Source organism: Rhodococcus sp. IEGM 1372 (genome assembly GCF_030056835.1).
Classification (GTDB): Bacteria; Actinomycetota; Actinomycetes; order Mycobacteriales; family Mycobacteriaceae; genus Rhodococcoides.
Genome location: NZ_JASHKS010000011.1, coordinates 87389 through 102425 on the forward strand (window position 1 = coordinate 87389; position 15037 = coordinate 102425).

Consider the following 15037-nt stretch of genomic DNA (forward strand, 5'->3'; position numbering starts at 1 on the left):
AAGAAGGATCGAAACATGTCCGATACGGTCGACACCTCGTACGACAACTCGGCGATGGACCACGAGGAGGAGGGCTACCACAAGGGCCTGAAACCTCGGCAGTTGCAGATGATCGCGATCGGCGGCGCGATCGGCACCGGCCTGTTCCTCGGCGCGGGTGGACGCCTCGCCAGCGCCGGACCCGGCCTGTTCCTTGCCTACGCGCTCTGCGGAATTTTCGTATTCTTCATCCTGCGGGCCCTCGGCGAGCTGGTGTTGCACCGTCCGTCGTCGGGCAGCTTCGTCTCGTACGCGCGCGAGTTCTTCGGCGAGAAGGCAGCTTTCGTCGCGGGCTGGATGTACTTCCTGAACTGGGCGATGACGGCCATCGTGGACGTCACCGCCATTGCGACGTACATGCACTACTGGGGCAGTTTCGAGGTGATTCCGCAGTGGGTCATCGCGTTGATCGCGCTGGTCATCGTCATGAGCCTGAACCTCGTGTCGGTCAAGTGGTTCGGTGAGATGGAATTCTGGGCCGCCATCATCAAGGTCATCGCGTTGGTGACGTTCCTGATCGTGGGCGTGGTGTTCCTCGCGGGCCGAATCCCCGTCGGCACCCAGATGCCGGGCATCAGTCTCATCACCGACAACGGCGGCTTGTTCCCATCCGGCGCATGGCCGCTGGTCATCGTCATCTCAGGTATCGTGTTCGCCTATGCAGCAGTCGAATTGGTGGGTACCGCAGCCGGTGAGACCGAGAACCCGGAGAAGATCATGCCGCGGGCGATCAACTCGGTCATCGCCCGTATCGCACTGTTCTACGTCGGCTCGCTGGTGCTGCTCGCCCTGCTGATGCCGTACACCGCGTACCAGTCCGGGACGTCGCCGTTCGTGACGTTCTTCTCGAGCATCGGCCTCGGCGGCGCGGGCACCATCATGAACATCGTCGTGCTCACCGCGGCACTGTCGAGCCTCAATGCCGGCCTGTACTCCACGGGCCGCATCCTGCGGTCGATGGCGATGAACGGCAGTGCGCCGGAGTTCACCAAGAAGATGACCAAGGGCGGCGTTCCGTTCGGCGGCATTCTGCTCACCTGCTTCATCACGCTGTTCGGTGTCGCGCTCAACGCCATCGCCCCCGGCGAGGCCTTCGAGATCGTGCTGAACATGTCGGCACTGGGCATCATCGCCAGCTGGGCCACCATCGTGCTGTGCCAGATCCAGCTGTTCCGCTGGTCCCAGAAGGGCATCGTGGAGCGGCCCAAGTTCCGGCTGTTCGGAGCGCCGTACACCAGCTACGCGACCCTGGTGTTCCTGTTCGAAGTGCTGGTGCTGATGGCCTTCGACGCCCCGATCGGCAGCTGGACCATCGCCACTCTGGTAGTCATCGTCCCCGCACTGATCGGTGGCTGGTTCCTGGTGCGCACCAAGGTGCTCGCGGTGGCAGAGGAACGCCTCGGCTACACCGGCCAATACCCGGTGGTGGCCAACCGCCCGACCGAACCGGAGGAGTAGCCGATTCGCGTGACGGGGCCCGAAGACCGATGCCCCGTCACGCGTTCAGGAAAACTTGAGCCACCGCGACCTCGTGAACGGCGAGCGTCGCGGCGGCGGTTCCGGAACTCCTGCTTCCACTGCAGCCGCGACGGCGTCGCTGAGCTCTACGCAGGTTCGGAAACGGTCCGATGGATCCTTCGCCAACGCCCTCGCAACCACCGCGTCGAGCCCCCGCGGCAACGACCGTCGACGACGGGTCACCGACGGCGGCTCGGCCGTGAGATGCGCGGCGGTGATGGCCAACGGCGTGGCCAGTGGATACGGAGTGCGGCCGGTCGCCAGTTCGACGAGCGTCGCCCCCAGGCCGTAGACGTCGGTCTGCGCGCTCAGCACTCCCCCGCGAAGCAGTTCCGGTGCCGCGTACGGGATGGATGCCATCACCGTCCCGCCTGCCACCAGCGGCGTGAAATCATCCAGCAGGCGCGCAATTCCCCAGTCCGACAACAATACCTGCTCGTATCCGTCGAATCGCTCGGTGGAGATGAGAATGTTGGCGGGCTTGACGTCCCGATGCACGACGCCCTGCGAGTGGGCGTAGTCGAGTCCCTTGGCCACCTCGGCGACGATGCGCGCCACCCGAGAGACGTCGAGGGCGATCTGTCCGCGGGCGACGAGCCGCGCAGCACTGTAGCCGTCCACGTAGTGCATGGACATCCACAGCTGGTGCTCGAACTCACCGTGCTCGTGCACCGACACGATGTTCGGGTGCACCAACTGTGCGGCGACGGCCGCTTCCATCCGAAACTTGTTGCGCAACCTCGGAGATCGCGACGCATCCCGGTCCAGAATCTTGAGGGCCTCGTACCGATCGTGGCCCCGTCCGAGAACCAGATACACCTCGCTCATACCGCCGACCCCGAGGCGGCGCTGGACCCGGAATCCGGCGAACTCCGAACCCGGCTGCAATCGACCGGTCACCGAATCACCTGTTGCACAACATTTTTCACGCCGCGAAATACGAGGGGTGACACAATCGGACACGTCCGCAGCATCGGCAGAACTGTAGTCCGTTCGACTGTTCGAGGCGACTCGACAGAGTGCGCACCCACGCCCGTTTCCCAGTTCGGCCGCCCTCGCACGTTTCGCCACCTGGGCCGATGTCGTTTATGGTGATTACCGGTACTTGACCGAAACAAGAGAAAAAGAACGGCAAGCCGATAGTGGTCAGCCGATTACGGTGACTCGAGTTGTAAGGAAGTCAAGTTAAGTGAAAGCAATAAAAGAAGCCTGGGGTGGCCTGCTCAAGCCGGTTTTCATCCCCGCATCGATCATCATCTTCGTGATGATCGCCTTCTCCGTGGTCTATGCGAGCACGGCGGCGGATTCGTTCGAGACGCTCAACGAAGCCATCACCGCAGGCGTCGGCTGGTGGTACATCCTGGCCGCGACCGGCTTCGTGCTGTTCGCCCTGTACTGCGGCCTGAGCCGAGTGGGCAACATCCGCCTCGGCCGCGACGACGAGAAGCCCGAGTTCGGCGTCCTGTCCTGGTTCGCCATGCTGTTCAGCGCCGGCATGGGCATCGGCCTGGTGTTCTACGGCGTCGCCGAGCCGCTCTCGCACTACGTGACGCCACCCGAGGCGGGCGGCGTTCCCGGTAGCACCGACCCCGCTGCTCGCCAGGCGATGGAGCTCACCCTCTTCCACTGGGGCCTGCACGCCTGGGCCATCTACGTCGTCGTCGGACTCGGCATGGCGTACATGACCTACCGCAAGGGTCGCCCGCTGACCGTCCGCTGGCTGCTCGAGCCGCTGCTCGGCCGCAAGCGCATCGAAGGTCCGATCGGCCACGCCATCGACACCGTCGCAATCGTGGGCACCCTGTTCGGTGTCGCGACCTCGCTCGGCTTCGGCGTTCAGCAGATCTCGGCCGGCCTCGACTACCTCGGTTGGGTCGAGACCACCAACTTGTTCGTGATCGTGCTCATCGCCGTGATCACCGGTATCGCCACCTTCTCGGTGGTCAGTGGAGTTTCCAAGGGACTCAAGTGGCTCTCGAACATCAACATGGGGCTGGCGGCTTCGCTCGCCCTGTTCGTGCTGCTCCTGGGACCGACACTGTTCCTGATGCAGTCCTGGGTGCAGAACCTCGGCGGCTACGTCCAGGCTCTGCCCGAACTGGCGCTGCGCACCTCGCCGTTCTCCGACGACGGCTGGGCCGGCGGCTGGACCATCTTCTACTGGGGCTGGTGGATGAGCTGGGCACCGTTCGTCGGCATGTTCATCGCGCGTATCTCCCGTGGCCGCACCATCCGTGAATTCGTGTTCGGCGTGCTGCTGGCTCCGACCATCGTCGGGTCGCTGTGGTTCACCATCTTCGGTGACACCGGCATCCTGCGGCAGCGCAACGAGGGAGACCTGCTCGACGCCGAAGGGGCAGTGAACACCAACACCAGCCTGTTCCAGGTGCTCGACGGCCTCCCGATCGCCGCGATCACCAGTGTCATCGCAATCGCGGTCATCGTGTTCTTCTTCGTGACGTCCTCGGACTCGGGCTCGCTGGTGATCGACATTCTCTCGACGGGTGGCCAACTGGAAACCCCGAAGATCACCCGCGTCTACTGGGCCGTGCTGCAGGGCATCGCCGCAGCGGTGCTGCTGCTCGTCGGCGGGACCAGCTCTCTGACGGCGTTGCAGACGATGTCGATTGCGACGGCCGTGCCGTTCTCCGTGGTGTTGGCGCTGGCGTGTGTGTCGATGCTCAAGGCGTTCCGCTACGACGTCGCCACCACTCCGCGGTACGTGCGGGTGACCACCACCTCGGAGGTCACCGGGGACGACACGGACGCCCCCGCTCGGCCGACTCCACGCAAGAAGGCGACGTCGGGTATCTCGAGCACGTTCTCCGGCCTGACGCCGTCGCAGGAGGGGTTGACCTCGGCTGATTCCGGCGGAACCGTCGTACTCGCAGTGCACGAGGTCTCCACCGAGCAGCTCGAAGTCCATCCCGAGACGGGAGCCGTCGAGTACTCGAGCGACAACGCTCCGGTCGACCCCCTGGGTGGAGAGGTCTTCGACACTCAGGAGTTCGCCGAATCGGCCGAGGGGCAGAACCAGAACAACCCCAGCTGAGCCGTTTCCACCACTCTCTGACCCTCGCGAACTTTCGCGGGGGTCAGAGGTTTTTCGAAGCCCAGTCGGTGAGAGCCTCCAGCGACGGCAGCAGCGCCTCTCCCGACGGCGTCAGGCTGTATTCCACCGAGATGGGCGGACCCTCCGTGACGGCCCGTGCCACCAGCCCTGCTCTGCCGAGCTCACCGAGGCGCTCGGACAGCACCGAGTCACTGATCCCGCTGACGGCGCGGCGGAGGTCCGAGAATCCCATCGGCCCGTTCATCAGAGTCGCCAGCAGCAGGCCGTTCCATCTCTTGCCGAGAAAGCCGAATGCTTTGGTCAGCGCTCCATCACAGGCACGAGGGTCGTGAGGCTGCTCGTTCGAGACCATGCCTCCACCCTACCGAGGTGCTAGAGTCCGCCTTGCTACTTCGCAATTACTAGTGGCCTCAGAAATGAAAGCAGGGCACATGTTCATCGCAACCCTCGTCGTCTCGGTTCTGCTCGCTGTCGCACTCACGTTCTCCGCGATCGGAAAACTGACGAAGAATCCCTCCGTCGTCCCGATGCTCGAGCAGGTCGGGGTTCCCGCCGACAAGATCCCGTGGCTCGCCTACCTCGAGATCCTCGGTGCCGTCGGCCTCCTGGTCGGCTTGGTTGTCTGGCCGATCGGCGTCGCTGCCGCCGTCGGCGTCATCCTCTACTTCGTCGGAGCCGTCGTCGCGCACCTGCGCGCCGGGGACAAAGACTTCGCACCCGCCGCCGGACTGGCCGTGTTCTCCGTCGTCGCGCTGGTTCTACGGGTGCTCAGCGCCTGACCAGTCGTAATCCATCCGGCCCGCGGTGGCGAGAGCATGATCGGCTCCCGACCACCGCGCGACCAGATGCAGCGCCAGATCCAGACCGGCACTGATACCAGCCGACGTCGCCAGGTCGCCGTGATCGATGTACCGAACACCCTCGTGAACGACGAGCGCGGGCCACCGTTCGCGCAGAAGTTCCAAGTCCTCCCAGTGCGTGGTGACCGGACGACCGTCGAGCAGTCCCGCAGCCGCGAGCACGAACGCACCGGTGCACACCGACGCGACCAACTCGGCGGTGGGCCGAAGACCCTGCAGCCACTGCAGAACGCTGCCGTTCGCCTCGACTGCGTCCACGACGCCACCGGGAACCAGGACGAGGTCGTAGGGCCGTGGGTCGTCGATCGTGGTGTCGACGCCGATCCTCATTCCGCCCCGAGCAACAGCTGCCTTGTCGTCGATCCCGACGAGCGTCACCTCGAACGGCGCTGCGCTGCCTGCACGTTCGGCCACCCGGTTGGCCACCGAGAACACCTCGAACGGTCCGCACGCGTCGAGTACCTCGACATCGTCGAACAACAGAATGGCAATGCTTCTGGTCATTTTCTTCCTCAACTGCTCGTGGTGGAGACGATGACGGGCACCATGACCGCGGCCATCACTGCGGCATTGACGTCCGAGACGGCCTTGCGCACAGCCGCGCCGGCCCACTCCCCCTCGGCGATCTCCTTCGCGCGCCGCTTCAGCAGCTTCTTGTCCGCATCCTCGATCACCTTGTGTGTCAGATCCACCGCCGAGATCAACGAGATCAACGCAGCCGTGTGCGGCGACGGCGTCGTCCCGTCCACCAGTGCGCTGCGTAGCGCGTCTCGCAGCACCTTCTCACGCGAGGTGTCCTGGGCAGGCCACGTCGTCGTCGGGAACAACCCCCACACCTTGTCCTTCTTCTCCGTGACGCAACCCTGTGCGACGAGTCGCGCAGCCAGTTCCTTCGCCAGATTCTTCTGCGACTTCTCGATCACCTTCTGCGGCTTCATCGGCCGCGACGCCGACGCGACCAGATCGAACACTCGACGCAAAAACTCATCTTCCGGCCTCGAGCCTGCGACGACCACGTGATCCTTCTTGATCTGCTCGTCCGGGCCGGTGATGCGCAGCGACCCGGTCATGGCGAGCTCGACGACCAGCGCACCTGCCAGTACCCGTGGCAACTTCGTGCTGTCGGCGAGCGGCTTGCCCGAGTCGTCGTCGAGCAACAGCAACAGCAGGTCCTCCGCGATCAAGGTCATGACGCGAGGCTACTCAGAATGTACGGGTAGTTGTATGCCAGCAGTTGTTCGAGAATCGCTATGTCCACATCGGCGAGCTTGTTCACGTACAGGCAACCCGCTCCTCGCTTGTGCTTTCCCAGCCGTTCGAGCAAGCTCTCCGACTCCGGGGCGTACGTGGCGCCGTACACCGACAGATTCGCCTTGCGTGGGGAGAACCCGACGACGAAATACTCTCCCCGGCGGCCACTGCCCGTCGTGTATCGATAGCTTCCGAAACCCACCATCGTCGGACCCCACATCACCGCCGGTTGCCCGGTGACGCGGCCCATGATCTCGGCGAGCGCGAACCCGTCCGCACGGCGAACCGGGTGCTCCACAGCCGCCAGGAAATCCTCGGCCGATACGTCGGTGGGTCGCGTCAGATTCTCGTTCAATTGATCAGGGCCTGCCAGTTCGACGGCACCCGCTCGCGCGGACCGGGAACCGTCTGATCGAGTGGACGATGTTGCGGCGGAGCCAGTTCCGGCCCGTCGTACATCTGCTCGTCCTCGTAGTTGTAGAACCATTCCTCGCCGGGCTCGTAGCTTCGCACGAACTGGTGCCGGGTGGACTCTGCATGTTTGCTGGCATGCTGCGACGGCGAGGAATCGCAACATCCGATGTGCCCGCACTGCGCGCACCGCCGCAGATGTACCCACCACCCCTGCGTCTGCGTGCACTCCACACAACCCGGTCCCGACGGCGGAATCTTCGGGTCGATGCCTTCGATGGTCATGGTTCCTCCTCGATTGCAGGGTCGACGGGCAACCGCACGACGAATCGTGTGTCACCGGGTTCGGACACCAACCGCAGCTCACCCTGATGCTTGTTCACCACGATGCGCCACGAGATGTCCAGGCCGAGCCCCGTGCCCTCGCCGACCGGCTTGGTGGTGAAGAAAGGCTCGAAAATGCGCGACCGAATCTCCTGCGGCACACCGGGTCCGGTGTCGCAGATCTCGATCTGGACCTGATCCTCGTCCAACGACGTCCGCACCGTCAGCACCCCCTTCTCCTCGGGGGTAGCCGCCATCGCCTGCACGGCATTGTCGATCAGATTGGTCCACACCTGGTTGAGTTCGGCTGCGTAGGCCGGGATCGGCGGCACCGCGGGGTCGTAGTCCTTGACCACCGTGATGTCGTCACCGATCTTGCGGCCCAACATGATCAGGGTGCTGTCCAGCAGTTCGCGCACATCCACCGTTCGATACGGCGCACGATCCATCTGCGAATACTGCTTCGCGGCACCGACGAGCGTGGAGATGCGCGTGGTCGAATCCGAGATCTCGTTCATCAACAACTCGGTTTCGACGGTGTAGTTGAGCCACCGAATTGCGCCCTCGAGCAACGCTGGATCGTCGACCGTCGCGGAAACCCGATCGAGCCACGGCACGTCGAGACCGGCCGAGACGAACGTCGGAGCCAGATCCCAACCGTCACCGATACCCTTGTCCTCGAACCACTCTCCCAGTTCGTCCTCGCGGTCCGACGCCTCCATCGCGGTCAGCTTCGGCGCTTTGGCGACCAGTTCCACGGCCTCGTTCTGCAGTCCGACCAGATGCGCCAAGCTGCCGCGATCGAGAGTGCCGCCGGCGATCATCGCCAACTTCTGCCGCATGTGCGCCACCCGATTTCGCAACGCCGACGTCGCCCGCACCGCGGCCGCCGCCGGATTGTTCAGTTCGTGCGTCAGCCCGGCCGACAGAGAACCCAACGCCAACAGGCGTTCTCGTTGTTCCACTATCTGCTTGGTGTTCTGATTGCCGAAGAACAATCCCTCGAGCAGATGCAACGCCATCGGGAACCACTCCCGCACGATGGACGCGAAGCACTCGGCGTCGAGCACGAAGAACCGGGAGGGCTCGGTCACCCGCATCGAACCCTGGTACGTCTGCGGCACCCGATCGCCCAGGTACGCCTGCCACGCACCCGCGTACACCCCGCGTTGCGAGGTGCGGTTGACCACCAGGTCCTCGCCACCGGAAAGCTTCGAGAGGACGACGGCCCCCTCCATCAGAACGTAGAAGCACGTCGCCGGATCACCTTCCGCATACACCGGCCCCGGCTCGATCGTTTCGATGCGCCCGTCTCGGCACAGCTCCGCCAGCTGCGCGTCGGTGAGCTGCTCGAACAGGAAAAGCGTCCGTAACTCTTCCGGATCACAAGCGGGTGTGTTCTGCGTCTGCTCGGTCATGGGTTCGCCAGATATCTGTGCACCAACATCACGGCCATCGCTCCCTCTCCCACCGCCGACGCGACGCGTTTGGCCGAGTCGGATCGCACGTCACCGGCAGCGAACACACCCGGCACACTCGTTTCGAGGTGGTGTGGGAGACGGGCGGGCGTCCACCCGGCAGGCCCGCGCCCGTCGACGACGAGATCCGGCCCGGTGACCACGAATCCATGCTCGTCCCGCACGAGGACCCCGTCGAGCCACTCGGTGCGCGGTGCCGCGCCGATGAACAGGAACAGGTACTGCGCGTCGACCGTCGTCGTCTCCTCGGTCGCTCGGTTGTGCAGCGTGATCGACTCGAGGTGACCGTCTCCCGATACGCCGACGACCTCGGTGCACGGCCGCACGCTGATCTTCGGGTTCTCCTCGATCTGCTTGATCAGGTAGTACGACATCGACGCTTCGAGCGAGGTGGCCCGGATCAGAATGGTGACCGACTTGGCCCCGCGCGAGAGATACACCGCTGCCTGACCGGCCGAGTTCGCCCCTCCCACGATGTAGACGTCTTGCTCGGCGCAGCGCGCGGCCTCCGTCATCGCCGATCCGTAGAACACGCCGCGTCCGGTGAAGTCGTCGATTCCGGGTGCGTCCAAACGCCTGTAGGCGACACCGGTGGACAGGATGATCGTCTGCGCGCTGATGCTGCGGCCATCGGCGAATCGCACTGTTCGCGCGGCACCGTTGGCTTCGAGGCCGACGACGTCCTGGGTGGTGACCACCTCGGCACCGAACTTCAGTGCCTGACGACGAGCCCGCTCGGCGAGCTGAGCTCCCGAGACCCCGTCGGGAAAACCCAGGTAGTTCTCGATCCGTGAACTCTGTCCGGCCTGACCGCCCGTCGCGGTCCGCTCGATCAGGGTGGTCCGCAGGCCTTCGGACGCGCCGTACAGCGCGGCTCCGAGTCCGGCCGGACCGCCCCCGATGACGACCAGATCGTAGAACTCCTCCGACGGCGAGACAGTCAAACCGAGCCGATCACCGAGTTCGGCATCGGACGGCTCGATCAACGCGGCACCCTCGGTGGTGATGACCACCGGCAACCGTCCGTCGTCCACACCTGCCGCGGCCAACAGCCGCGCCCCCTCGGCCTCGTCGGACATGTACCAGCGATACGGCAGCTGGTTGCGAGCGAGGAACTCGCGGATCTCCGACGAACGCGCCGACCAGCGGTGGCCGACGATCTTGGTGTCCTCGACGGCTCGGTGGTCGTACGCACACCAGGCCTCGAGCTGGGCGTCGAGCACGGGGTAGAGCTTTTCCTCGGGCGGATCCCACGGCTTGAGCAGGTAGTAGTCGAGATCGACGACGTTGATCGCGTCGATCGCGGCGTCGGTGTCCGCGTATGCGGTGAGAAGAATGCGACGGGCCGTCGGAAAGATGTCCATGGCCTGCTCGAGGAAATCCATGCCGCTCATCTGCGGCATGCGGTAGTCGGCCAACAGAATGGCGACGGGAGTACCGCGCAGCGCGAGTTCTTTCAACGCGTCGAGAGCGCCTGCACCGGACTCCGCCCGCACGATGCGGTACTGCTCCCCGTAGCGCCGACGCAGGTCGCGGGCGATCGATCTCGACACTCCTGGGTCGTCGTCGACGCTGAGAATGACCGGTTTCATGACCCTCCAGAACTGGTGCTCATCAACGACATGAGCATGCCACCGCGTCACCCCGAATGGGAGGCAAGCGGGCCTGGAAAGAGCGGGGTCAGATTCGGCCGCGTCGAATCAGGTCGAGTTCCTGCGGGGTGAGGAGGCGTTCGAGCTTCTCGGCGGGCCACGTACGTGGGCTCCCGCTCATCCTGGCGGTTTTCAACAGGGGGAGATCACTGCTGGTACGACGCATTATCGACTGTAATTTCACGGTGGATCACTCCGAACAATTTCTTCGTTGGTCCCGACACTCCGCTTGCTACATCGATCAGTGTCCGCCCGGTGTTAACGCCTCGGTGGGATCTCGTGCGGCGTTTCGCAGCTCGAGACAGTTTCCTACGCCTACGGTCGGGGTAAACGGCTGCCCAAATCAACTGATCGGGGAACGTTCGTGAACACGTCGGGAAATTCTGTGGCCAGTTCCGTGCAGAACAACGGAGCATTCGAGAAAGCAGCGCGAGCCGGTCACTTCGTCAGCGGAGTGCTGCACATTCTGATCGGATACATCGCCGTCCGGTTGGCCTTCGGCCAGGCCGGCAACGCAGACCAGTCCGGTGCACTCGCCGAGCTGGCCGAGAAGCCCGGCGGAAAGATCGCGCTCTGGGTGGCAGTGGTGGCTTTCGTGGCGCTGGCGCTGTGGCGCATCGTCGAAGCGATCGTCGGCAAGAAATCCGACGCCGGCGCCGGGAGTGCCATGGACCGTCTCAAAGCAGGCGCGCTGGCCGTCGTCTACATCGCGTTCGCCTTCTCGACCTACGGCTTCGCGACCGGCTCGGGCAAGTCCAGCGGACAACAGAACGCCGGCTGGTCCGCGCGACTGATGGAATCCGGCGGCGGCAAGCTCGTGCTCATCGCCGTCGCGCTGGTCGTCATCGGAGTCGGCGGATACCACGTCTACAAGGGCGTTTCGAAGAACTTCCTCGACGATCTCGAAGGACACCAGAGCGGGGCCGTCGTCAAACTCGGCATCGCCGGTTACGCCGCCAAGGGCGCGGCACTCGTCGGAGCCGGACTCCTCGTCGTGGTGGCAGTTCTGCAGTCCGATCCGTCCAAGGCCACCGGCATCGACGGTGCTCTCAAGACTCTCGGCTCGCAGCCGTACGGTCAGGTCCTGCTGATCCTCGCCGGCGTGGGCATCGCGCTCTACGGGCTCTATGCCTTCGTGTTGGCTCGCTTCGCTCGCATGTGAGCGAAACTTCGTAGCCTGCTACGAGTTTCCGTTCACCTGCGCGGGGTCGCTTCATCACCGTGGATCGAACAACTCGTCGACGCTGACCTCGAACAGCCGGGCCAGGCGGAACGCGAGAGAGAGCCGCGGGTCGAAGTGGCCCTTCTCGATCGAGATGATCGTCTGCCTGCTGACGCCGACCGCGTCGGCGCACTGCTGTTGTGACAAACCGGCAGCAGTGCGCAGCCGGTGCACGTGGTTTGAAGTCACCGCTGCGTACGCGAGACGACCAGGTACCGCACGGCCACGTCCGCCATGGCCAACACCAGAAACGCGACTACCGGAACCAACTCCGTGTCGAGTATCGCCGAGGCAGCCGACGCGAGGCCGAGTGCGATCATCAGGTCGAAGAAGGCACCGGACGACGCGTGCTGCAACCACTGGAACTCGACGGAATCCTCCGGATTCTCCGGCATCTTCGGTGATCGTTGCGGAACCAATGTCCACATCGCTCCGACGAGGGCAGGGGCCACCGCCGCGGCGAACACCAGACCTACCTGCCACCCGCCGTCTTCTCTCGCCGATGCGGCGACGATCCCGACACCGGCGGCGAGGGCAATTCCGAGAACTACTGCGGGGACTCGTGACAGTGCGACCCTCATCACAACCTCCCGTGCGTGTACGAGTTCTTTGACATATCTCACCCCCACTCGATTCCGATGTCAAACTTCTCTTACATTCCTCTTCGTCCCGTTTCGCTATGAGCTCGGACACACATATGCTGTGACCGATTTGTCGTAACGTTCAGTCACACGTACCTGGAGGCCCACGTTGAGCAAGACTCTCGAAGCCACGATCGACATCGCCGCGAGCCCCGAGACCGTCTGGTCGATCGTCTCCGACCTGCAACGCATGGGCGAGTGGAGCCCGCAGTGCAAGAAGATGAAGGTCTTCGGCGGACCGGTCGGCAAGGGCACCAAGACGCTCAACGTCAACCGCAAGGGGATGCTCGTCTGGCCGACCACCGCCAAGGTCGTCACCTTCGAACCCAACCGCGAACTCGCGTTCCGCGTCGTGGAGAACAAGACGATCTGGTCCTACACGCTCACTCCCACCGCGACCGGAACGACCGTCGTCGAGAAGCGGGAGGCACCGACGGGCACCACGGCAGTGTCGTCACTGCTGGTCAAGCGCATCCTCGGGGGCATCGACGAGTTCGACGTCGAACTCGTCGAGGGCATGAACAAGACCCTGCGTCGAATCAAGGCCGAGAGCGAGAAGTCCAGCCAGAAATAACTTTTCTCAGGAAGGTTTCAGGTTTGTTTCCCGCGGGCATCCGTCGTTTCGGTAGCAAGATCATGAAGACGGATGCTCAGATGGGCATCATCCTGAACATCGTCGTCGGCATCATCGGCGGCCTCCTGGGCGGATTCCTGCTCAGCACGTTCCTCGACGTCGAGGGCGGCGGAATCATCTTCAGCTTCATCACCTGCCTGCTCGGCGCGTGCATCCTGCTGTTCCTGGTCAAGCTCGTGACGGGCCGCAGCCGCGTCTGATCTCACTCGCACCTCTCGACTGCCGGGGCCCTCACGTACGCTGTGATGGCTCCGGCAGTCGCGTGTTGACGCACGATTCGCTCGCAGCACCACGACCTGCCGACACCTGTCCGACAAAAGTTAGAGGAGACCGTGGCACGCCGTCCCGCCCCGATGTGTCAACCGCCCCGCACCGGAGCGGCTCACATCGTCGACTTGGTCCGTGAAACGATTCCACCGCTACACCCCGCAGGGCTGCCGTTCGTCGGCGGTCCGCTGGCCGTCGCCGTTCTCGGTCGACGCTCCAAGTGGGTCCGCAACGCCGGCCTCGTTGCCGCCGGAGCCTGCGCCACCTTCTTCCGCCACCCGTCGCGAGTGCCGCCGAATCGCCCCGGCGTCGTCGTCGCTCCCGCCGACGGCCTGGTCACACTCGTCGACACTGCCGTTCCTCCGGCCGAGCTCGCTCTCGGCTCCGAGCCGGTCCCGCGCGTCAGCATCTTCCTCTCCGTCCTCGACGTCCACGTACAGCGTGTTCCCGTCGGCGGAAAAGTCGTGGAAGTGGTGCACCGTCGCGGCCAGTTCAAATCCGCCGACCTCGCCGAGGCCAGCGAGGTCAACGAGCGCAACAGCATGCACATCAGAACCGCTTCCGGTCAGGATGTCGCCGTCGTGCAGATCGCCGGCCTCATTGCGCGACGCATCATCAACAACGCCAAGGTCGGCGACACCTTGTCGATCGGCGACACCTACGGACTGATCCGATTCGGATCCCGCGTGGACACCTACTTCCCGGCGGGCACCACCCTGCTGGTCGAACGCGGCCAGCGGGCCGTCGGTGCCGAAACAGTGCTCGCCGAGCTTTCGCAGTAGAAACCGACATGATCACCAGACGCGCCAAGCCACCTGCTGCCATTCGTCTGCTCCCGTCCGTCGTCACGATTCTCGCGCTGTGCTCCGGCCTGTCCGCGGTCAAGTTCGCCCTCGACGGCCAGCTCGGCACCGCACTCGCCATGATCGGTGCCGCTGCGATCCTCGACGCGTTGGACGGTCGCATCGCCCGACTGCTCGACGCCACCAGCAAGATCGGTGCCGAACTGGACTCGCTGTCCGACGCCATCTCGTTCGGTGTAGCCCCTGCGCTGGTGCTGTACGTGACACTGCTCGAGGGCAGCAGCGGCGGCTGGATCGTGGCGCTGGTCTACGCGGTGAGCATCGTGCTCCGCCTCGCGCGCTTCAACACTCTGCTCGACGAGGACGACACTCCTGCCTACGCGCGCGAGTACTTCACCGGTGTTCCCGCACCGGCCGGGGCGCTCATCGCCATGGCACCGATCGCGGGTTTCGAGCAGTTCGGCGACGGCTGGTGGGCCTCGTTCTACGTCGTCGCCGGATGGGCGATCCTCACCGCCGGTCTCATCGTCAGCCGCATCCCCACGCTCGCGCTCAAGACGGTCTCGGTGCCGCCGCGACTGGCCGCGATCCTGCTGGTGCTCGTCGCACTGCTCGCAGCCGCGCTCATCACGTTCCCGCTGATCCTGCTGATGGGCCTGGTGTTGGCCTACCTGGTGCACATCCCGTTCGCAGTGCGCTCGCAGCGGTGGACCGCCGCGCGCCCGTACACCTGGGACGCCAAGCCGGCCGAGCGTCGCGCCGAGCGTCGGGCCATCCGCCGGGCGCCGGGTAACAACCGGCGGTCGCAGGCTCGTCTGGGACTGCGTCGGCCTCGCAGCTGATCCGCGCGGAGCCGACCCGTTA

18 protein-coding genes are annotated in these 15037 nt (G+C 64.6%); 8 read left to right on the forward strand and 10 right to left on the reverse strand.

The features are described 5' to 3' along the window. The first annotated feature begins 15 nt into the window (after nt 1-15). Complete coding sequence (locus QM590_RS12510; RefSeq protein WP_269595078.1) at nt 16-1497, forward strand: amino acid permease; 1482 nt, start codon at nt 16-18, stop codon at nt 1495-1497. Between the two features lie 45 nt (nt 1498-1542). On the opposite strand, the gene QM590_RS12515 is transcribed toward QM590_RS12510, so the two are convergent. After that, on the reverse strand, nt 1543-2457 hold the full coding sequence (locus QM590_RS12515) for a serine/threonine-protein kinase (protein WP_269595077.1): 915 nt from the start codon (nt 2455-2457) through the stop codon (nt 1543-1545). A gap of 289 nt (nt 2458-2746) precedes the next feature. On the opposite strand from QM590_RS12515, the gene QM590_RS12520 reads away from it, so the two are divergent. Then, on the forward strand, nt 2747-4609 hold the full coding sequence (locus tag QM590_RS12520; protein ID WP_269595076.1) for a BCCT family transporter: 1863 nt from the start codon (nt 2747-2749) through the stop codon (nt 4607-4609). 43 nt (nt 4610-4652) lie between these two features. Here the strand turns inward: QM590_RS12520 and QM590_RS12525 are convergent, their stop codons facing one another. Next, on the reverse strand, nt 4653-4982 hold the full coding sequence (locus QM590_RS12525) for a winged helix-turn-helix transcriptional regulator (RefSeq protein ID WP_269595075.1): 330 nt from the start codon (nt 4980-4982) through the stop codon (nt 4653-4655). 79 nt (nt 4983-5061) lie between these two features. Between QM590_RS12525 and QM590_RS12530 the strand changes: the two genes are divergently transcribed. Beyond that, nucleotides 5062-5409: a DoxX family protein gene (locus QM590_RS12530; RefSeq protein WP_094641008.1), complete on the forward strand. Its 348-nt coding sequence runs from the start codon at nt 5062-5064 to the stop codon at nt 5407-5409. Here QM590_RS12530 and QM590_RS12535 read toward each other — a convergent pair. The 6 genes from QM590_RS12535 to QM590_RS12560 are packed head-to-tail and all read right to left on the reverse strand — an operon-like array spanning nt 5389 to nt 10546. Continuing rightward, nucleotides 5389-5994, reverse strand: coding sequence for a DJ-1/PfpI family protein (locus QM590_RS12535; RefSeq protein WP_269595074.1), 606 nt, complete (start codon nt 5992-5994; stop codon nt 5389-5391). The two genes, QM590_RS12530 and QM590_RS12535, sit on opposite strands and share 21 nt — an antisense overlap. Before the next feature lie 8 nt (nt 5995-6002). After that, nucleotides 6003-6680: a GOLPH3/VPS74 family protein gene (locus tag QM590_RS12540; RefSeq protein ID WP_269595073.1), complete on the reverse strand. Its 678-nt coding sequence runs from the start codon at nt 6678-6680 to the stop codon at nt 6003-6005. Continuing rightward, entirely contained in the window at nt 6677-7096 is a 420-nt protein-coding gene (locus QM590_RS12545) for a DUF1801 domain-containing protein (protein ID WP_269595072.1), read from the reverse strand. Before QM590_RS12545 ends, QM590_RS12540 begins: the two co-directional genes overlap by 4 nt. Then, the gene (locus QM590_RS12550) at nt 7093-7437 is read right to left on the reverse strand and encodes a UBP-type zinc finger domain-containing protein (protein WP_094641005.1); all 345 of its coding nucleotides are present in this window, start codon (nt 7435-7437) and stop codon (nt 7093-7095) included. Before QM590_RS12550 ends, QM590_RS12545 begins: the two co-directional genes overlap by 4 nt. Next, complete coding sequence (locus tag QM590_RS12555) at nt 7434-8894, reverse strand: ATP-binding protein (RefSeq protein WP_269595071.1); 1461 nt, start codon at nt 8892-8894, stop codon at nt 7434-7436. Before QM590_RS12555 ends, QM590_RS12550 begins: the two co-directional genes overlap by 4 nt. Continuing rightward, complete coding sequence (locus QM590_RS12560; RefSeq protein WP_269595070.1) at nt 8891-10546, reverse strand: NAD(P)/FAD-dependent oxidoreductase; 1656 nt, start codon at nt 10544-10546, stop codon at nt 8891-8893. Before QM590_RS12560 ends, QM590_RS12555 begins: the two co-directional genes overlap by 4 nt. A gap of 424 nt (nt 10547-10970) precedes the next feature. On the opposite strand from QM590_RS12560, the gene QM590_RS12565 reads away from it, so the two are divergent. Further along, entirely contained in the window at nt 10971-11768 is a 798-nt protein-coding gene (locus QM590_RS12565) for a DUF1206 domain-containing protein (protein ID WP_149406577.1), read from the forward strand. A 54-nt stretch (nt 11769-11822) separates the two neighbouring features. Here the strand turns inward: QM590_RS12565 and QM590_RS12570 are convergent, their stop codons facing one another. Together QM590_RS12570 and QM590_RS12575 are read right to left on the reverse strand one after the other, a co-directional pair. Continuing rightward, nucleotides 11823-12017, reverse strand: a complete 195-nt coding sequence (locus QM590_RS12570; RefSeq protein WP_068048135.1) for a helix-turn-helix transcriptional regulator — start codon at nt 12015-12017, stop codon at nt 11823-11825. Continuing rightward, nucleotides 12014-12409 carry a hypothetical protein gene (locus QM590_RS12575; RefSeq protein WP_269595069.1) on the reverse strand — a complete coding sequence of 132 codons (396 nt, stop codon included), beginning with the start codon at nt 12407-12409 and terminating at the stop codon, nt 12014-12016. Before QM590_RS12575 ends, QM590_RS12570 begins: the two co-directional genes overlap by 4 nt. A 169-nt stretch (nt 12410-12578) precedes the next feature. Here QM590_RS12575 and QM590_RS12580 point away from each other — a divergent pair, with 169 nt between their 5' ends. From QM590_RS12580 to pssA, 4 genes are all read left to right on the forward strand, one after another. Further along, entirely contained in the window at nt 12579-13043 is a 465-nt protein-coding gene (locus tag QM590_RS12580; protein WP_068048129.1) for an SRPBCC family protein, read from the forward strand. Continuing rightward, nucleotides 13040-13303: a GlsB/YeaQ/YmgE family stress response membrane protein gene (locus QM590_RS12585; protein WP_269595148.1), complete on the forward strand. Its 264-nt coding sequence runs from the start codon at nt 13040-13042 to the stop codon at nt 13301-13303. Before QM590_RS12580 ends, QM590_RS12585 begins: the two co-directional genes overlap by 4 nt. A gap of 132 nt (nt 13304-13435) precedes the next feature. Continuing rightward, entirely contained in the window at nt 13436-14152 is a 717-nt protein-coding gene (locus QM590_RS12590; protein WP_269595068.1) for a phosphatidylserine decarboxylase, read from the forward strand. Nucleotides 14153-14160: 8 nt separating this feature from the next. Then, entirely contained in the window at nt 14161-15015 is an 855-nt protein-coding gene (gene pssA, locus QM590_RS12595) for a CDP-diacylglycerol--serine O-phosphatidyltransferase (RefSeq protein WP_037186737.1), read from the forward strand. Nucleotides 15016-15037: the final 22 nt, after the last annotated feature.